At 65.7% G+C, this 277-nt stretch carries 1 protein-coding gene; it reads right to left on the reverse strand.

The annotated features are described in order from the left end of the window. The coding region (locus MKK69_RS16295) for a porin (RefSeq protein WP_243969438.1) at window positions 1-277 on the reverse strand (277 nt) is incomplete at both ends.

Consider the following 277-nt stretch of genomic DNA (forward strand, 5'->3'; position numbering starts at 1 on the left):
GACGTTGAACGGCGAGAAGATCGGGGTGCGGCGGAAGACCGGGTCTTCGATCGAGATCGTCGCCGACAGGCCGTTGCCCACCGTCGCCGTGTAGGCGAGCAGGTTGGTGGAGAAGTTGTCCGAACCGGCGGTGGCACCGGCGAACTCGAAGTCGTGGGCGTAGAAGTCGAAGAACGACGACGCGCGACCGGCGGTGAGCCCGGCGAACTGGATGAACGCCTTGTCGACGTTCATGAACTGCTGGTCGCGGCCGAAGCTGTCGGTGCCGATGCCCGGG

The sequence above is a fragment of the Methylobacterium sp. J-026 genome (genome assembly GCF_022829585.1).
Lineage (GTDB): Bacteria > Pseudomonadota > Alphaproteobacteria > Rhizobiales > Beijerinckiaceae > Methylobacterium.